This is a genomic window from Rhodothermales bacterium (genome assembly GCA_034439735.1).
Classification (GTDB): Bacteria; Bacteroidota; Rhodothermia; order Rhodothermales; family JAHQVL01; genus JAWKNW01.
The window spans coordinates 1-5,322 of the sequence record JAWXAX010000188.1; the positions used below are offsets into that span (position 1 = coordinate 1).

The 5,322-nt window shown below is 63.9% G+C and carries 3 protein-coding genes; all 3 read right to left on the reverse strand.

The genetic code is table 11. From position 1 onward, the window contains the following. Positions 1–117: 117 nt before the first annotated feature. Complete coding sequence (locus tag SH809_14250) at positions 118–2,970, reverse strand: PVC-type heme-binding CxxCH protein (protein MDZ4700867.1); 2,853 nt, start codon at positions 2,968–2,970, stop codon at positions 118–120. A 312-nt stretch (positions 2,971–3,282) separates the two neighbouring features. After that, positions 3,283–4,263 carry a GTP 3',8-cyclase MoaA gene (moaA, locus tag SH809_14255; GenBank protein MDZ4700868.1) on the reverse strand — a complete coding sequence of 327 codons (981 nt, stop codon included), beginning with the start codon at positions 4,261–4,263 and terminating at the stop codon, positions 3,283–3,285. Between the two features lie 63 nt (positions 4,264–4,326). After that, entirely contained in the window at positions 4,327–5,169 is an 843-nt protein-coding gene (locus SH809_14260) for a sulfurtransferase (GenBank protein ID MDZ4700869.1), read from the reverse strand. Positions 5,170–5,322: the final 153 nt, after the last annotated feature.

Here is a 5,322-nt window from a genome sequence, read left to right on the forward strand (position 1 = left end):
GGACCCAGTGAGGTTAGCAACCCTGTTCTGGGTCCTGGGTCGGGGCCCAGGATGACGTTTTGCATTATTTTAGCTCTATTCAACTCCTGATTCGCATTACTCACGAATCGCTATTCGCTACTCAGTCCCGCCCACCAGCGTATTCAGCCCTTTCAGGATCTCCTGCTGCTGGGATTTCTCCTGGGCCTTTTCGAGGTGGCGCGCCAGGGAAGTCACGGCCTCGGGTGTGTCGAGCGCGGCGACGCGGCGGACGGTGAATTCGAGCTGCTTCGGCAGCTTCGCCGCCATCGCGAGGTCCAGCGCCCGGTCCAGGTCTACCGTCGCCATCGGCTCCATGGCGTACCAGACGAGCTTGGGCAGGTTGTGGTCGCCGGCATCCTCGGCATGAGCCATTAAGCCTTCCAGCACGCCCCAACGCTGCGCCGGCTCAATCCGCTGCAGCGCGCTGGCCAGGTAGAGCCGCACGAGGCCCGAAGCGTCTTCCTTCGCCATCGCGGCGAACCGCGCCAGGGCGCCGGCCGGCAACGTTTTATCCTCCGTCATCAACTGCACCGCCCAGCCGCGCACGGCCTCCTCTTTATCCCGCAGCAATGTCACCATCTCGGCATCATTGAGGCCCTTCGTGCCATGGAGCGCCCACAACGCGCGGAGCCGGCGGGTGACATCCGGATTCTCGTTCAGGATACGCTTGAGGCCGGCGTGCACCGCCGCATTCGGGCCGCGCTCCTGCAGGATGCGGCGGGCGTGGCGGACGTACCAGTCGTTTGCGTGCAGCGTCATCGCCACGAGTTCATCGTTGCTCTTCGTCTGCAGATCCACCTGCACCCACTGGTCGTTTTCGTGCGAGATCTTGAAGATGCGGCCGAGTGTCTTCTGATGCACGTCCGGGTTCGAGCTGTGGCACTGGTTTTTGTCGTACCAGTCGATGGCAAACACCGACCCGTCCGGGCCGTATTGCAGATTCAACCACTGCGACCACGTGTCGTTTGTCGCGAGAAAGTCCTCCCCGTGCCGGCCCACATACCCCGAGCCCTGGCGCTCTATCACATCCACATTCATCCGGTTGCCGTGGATGTTGTTCATGAATAACTGGTTGCGGTAGGCGTCGGGCCACGAGCCGCCGAGGTAGAACATGGCGCCGGCATGGGCATGGCCTCCGCCCTCGGCATTCGACCGGTGGTTGCCGGCGTGGGGGCCGCGCTCACCCACCCAGTGGACGTGATCGGCGTGGGTCGTGATGTCGTCGAAGATGTAGGGATTAAAGTGTTTCCCGCCCTGCCGGAAATACCGCGCGCCCTGGATGACGTGGTAGAGGTGCGGGATCACGCAGGCCGTGATGAAGAAGTGGCCCTGGTCGTTGTAGTCAAGCCCCCACTGGTTACTGCCGCCCTCGGCGAACACCTCGAACTCGTGCCGCGTCGGGTGATAGCGCCATACGGCCGCGTTCAGCTTGATGCGCTCCGCCTCGGTCGCGCCGGGTTTGCCGACATTCGAATGCGTAAAGACACCGTGGTTGCCATAGAGCCAGCCGTCAGGGCCCCAGATGAAGCTGTTCAGCGTCTCGTGCGTGTCCTGTGTCCCCCAGCCGTCGAGCAGGATCTGCGGCGGACCGGACGGTGTGTCGGCCCCCGGCTCCATCGGGATGAAGAGGAAATACGGCGCCGCGCCCACCCAAACGCCGCCGAAGCCGACCTCAAACCCGCTCACCAGGTTCAAATTGTCGGTGAAAATCTTCCGGCTGTCGAGCGTGCCGTCGCCATCCGTGTCTTCGAGGATGAGGAGGCGATCTTTGCCCTGTCCCTCTGGCGCCGGCGTGGGATACGTGTGCGCCTCGGCCACCCACAGCCGGCCGCGATCGTCCGTGGTCATCGCGATCGGCCGGACGATTTCCGGCTCACTTGCCGCCAGCGTCACCGTGAAGCCCTCGGGCACCGTCATGGCGCGCACAGCCTCGGGGCCGGAGAGGCCGGCGTTGAGGACGGGGTCCAGCGGCGGCATCACGAACACATCGGCAGGGTTGAACTCGTTCGGAAACGTCGGCCGCGTTTCAAAGAACTGGAAGTCGTCGAAGCTAATGAAGGCGAAACGCTGGTCGGACACATACGGGATTTCGGAGATGCCCGTCTCATCGTCGACAAGGCGGATATAGATCTCCTTCCCCTGATGTTCGCGCAAATCCACCACCACAGGGCGAAGCGTGGAGTGGTCCGCCCCGTTCGTCTTGAAGATCACCCGGTTGTCGCCGGCCAGCACGATTTCGGCGCGGGTATCCTGCAGTGCCCCGCCGGCGACCAGGAAACTCGCGTACGGATGGGTGACGGGGAATGACGTCGATGTCATGGTGCCCAGCGCCCGGTGGCCGACCACCTCACCGCTGCTCACCCAGCGTTCGCCCTGGTGGCCGCTGCGGGTGTCGCCCGTGCGGACGACCACGACGTCGCCGGCGATGGGCTCCGGCGTGAAACCCGTCCCCTCAACCGTCCAGTCCGCCAGGCTACCTTCCTCGAAGTCGAGGTTCACTTTCCGGCCGTCCTTCACCGCCGGGAAGCCGGCCACGCTGGGCCCGACCTCTTCGATCAGCTGAAACTTGCCCTCCATGCCGGCCGCGCGGTGGCCGGGGATCGTGCAGTAGTAGATGTCGCTTTCCTGAGCGACGAACGTGATCACGTCCGTCTCGCCCACCTCGAGCAGCGTCTTGCTCTTCGCGCCGTGTTTCTGCATGGCGATGTCGTGCGTCATCGTCTCGGCATTGATGACGGTGATCTGCACGGTCTCCCCTTTAGCCGCCCGCAAGAGCGGGTTTCGAATGCCGTCGATTTCGCCGCCGACACCCTTGTACCCGAGAATGGTCATCTGGAGCGTGTACTCGCGATCCGCCCGGGGTTGGGGGGATTCAGGCTGAAACCAGCCGGAAAAGGCAACAAGGACTACGATGGCCACGGCGGCCAGGGAAAAGAGGGAAGTTTTCATCGGGTGATGGGATAAACCGCGAGTGGATGCGTGAAGCGCGGAAGCGCTTCAGGAATGTAGGCACGCGTCCGGGAATATGAAAGCAAGTCTTTTCCCGAAGCCTCTCACTCCGTGCCGTTACGCAGCCAAGTACGCATGTCACGCTGAGCCTCGCGAAGCGTCTTTATAGAACGCTGCATTAAAACCGCCATCGACGCGTCGTAGAAAGGTCCTTCACCGCGTTCAGGATGACCCCCGCGCAGGGTGCGCGTAGCGTCAGTCATTCCGTCCCTTCCTTCTTTCAAAGAGGGATGATCCGAAGGGCGGGGTTGGTCACCCGCCGATCAAAATCATCGGCCGATTCTCCCCCGCCGCGATGTTGTACATGCCGGCGTGGGCCGCCTTCTTCCGTAACACCGCCGCCTCGATGACGGCCGCTAGCTCCTCGTCGCTCGCCCCAGCGCGAATCACATCCCGCAGGCTCACCTCGGCGTTGCCGAACAGACACACCTTCAGGTTGCCGTCCGCCGTGATCCGCAGGCGGTTGCAGCCGCCGCAGAAGTGCTCGCTCATCGAAGATATAAAGCCTACGGAGCCGGCGTAGTCCGGCACTCGGTAGGTCTTCGACGTCTCATTCGGCCCGTCATCCTGCCGCGCGAGCCCGGGGTGGCGCTCGACGATCCGCTCGATCATCTCGGTGTATGGCATAAACCGGTCGTCCTGCCAGCCGTTGCCCTCGAAAGGCATGTATTCGATGAAGCGTACCTCGATCGGCTTTGTCTGCGTTAGCGTCACGAAATCCGCCAGTTCGTCGTCGTTGAATCCGCGCATGACCACGCAGTTGACCTTCACAGGCCGGTAGCCGTATTCGATCGCCATGTCTATGGCGCGGAGCACGACCTCGAAGCCGTCGCGGCGCGTGATGGTCGCGAACCGGTCGGCCTGCAACGTGTCCAGGCTGATATTGAGCAGGTTCAGGCCGGCGGCGTGCAGGGCCGGCAGTTTTTTGGGGATGAGGAGCCCGTTGGTCGTCATCGCGAACGTCCGCAGCCCGGGGATCCTGCCAATCCGGCGAACGACCTCCTCGACGTCTTTCCGGACCAGCGGCTCGCCGCCCGTGAGGCGGATTTTGGTGACGCCGGCGCGGACAAACAGCGTCGAGATCCGCTCGATCTCCTCGAAGGTCAGGATATCCGCGTGAGGCTTGAGCGGTACCCCTTCGGCCGGCATACAGTACTGGCACCGCAGGTTACACCGCTCCGTCAGGGAGATGCGCAGGTAGGTGTGGACACGGCCAAAGGTATCGGTGAGCATAAGGGTCGGACGGTTGACGCGGCGGGCATCGGATTGAACGGGAGGTGTGCCTCGAAGTTCGCCTCACTCGCGCCCCACCGGCCGCGCCGGGTCTAGGATCCACTCGCTCCACGACCCCGGGTAGAGGCGGGCCTCGGGATAGCCGGCCCGCGCCATCGCCAGCAGGTTGTGCGCCGCGGTCACTCCAGATCCGCAATAACAGACTACATTGGAGGGTCCCCCGGCCTGCTCGACGTACGGCGCATACCGGGCGCGCAGCTCCTCGACCGGCAGAAACCGGCCGTCTGGACCCAGGTTGCCGGAAAACGGCGTCGATACCGCCCCCGGAATGTGGCCGGCGACGGGGTCGATGGGTTCCACGCGGCCGGCGTATCGCTCGAACGCGCGAGCATCCATCAGCACAAACCCCTCGACAGCGCGGCGAACTTCCACCTCGGCAGCCTCGGCCACGAGCGCCGGGTTGAGGCGCGCTGTAAGCGATCCGGGCTTCGGCGTCGGAACGGCCGTCGCTACCGGCCCTCCCGCGGCCACCCAGGCGTTGAACCCACCGTCCAGCACCACCACGCGCTCGTGCCCGATCCAACGGAGGAGCCACCACAGCCGCGCCGCGATCCCGCCGCCCGCGTCGTCGTAGGCCACCACGAGCGTAGCCGAATTCACCCCCCAGGAAGCTGCTTTTTGTGTGAAGACCGCCGGGTCAGGCAGCGGGTGCCGGCCGGTTTTGCCCGGGACGATGGGACCGGACAGGTCGGCATCCAGGTGGACATACACCGCCCCGGGGAGGTGCCCGGCCGCATACGCGCGCCGGCCCCGCTCGGTGTCGTCGAGCGAAAAGCGGCAGTCGACCACCACATGGTCCGCGTAGGCGGGATCGGCCAAGAGGGTTTCGGGGGAGATGAGAGACATTGGATTAGCGATTCGTGATTAGCGATTCGTGATTAGCGATTCGTGATTAGCGATTCATGCGAATCAGGAGTTGAAACACGGCGCATACTGGCTTCCGCCGCACGCTCCAGGGTCGTCTTCCCCAACTTGATTGGGGATCCATGGAAGCATGAA

What these genes read in the sequence shown, in the direction of transcription:
- SH809_14250 (MDZ4700867.1), bottom strand. Translation starts at nt 2,970, where the DNA reads ATGAAAACTTCCCTCTTTTCCCTGGCCGCCGTGGCCATCGTAGTCCTT.
- moaA (MDZ4700868.1), bottom strand. Translation starts at nt 4,263, where the DNA reads ATGCTCACCGATACCTTTGGCCGTGTCCACACCTACCTGCGCATCTCC.
- SH809_14260 (MDZ4700869.1), bottom strand. Translation starts at nt 5,169, where the DNA reads ATGTCTCTCATCTCCCCCGAAACCCTCTTGGCCGATCCCGCCTACGCG.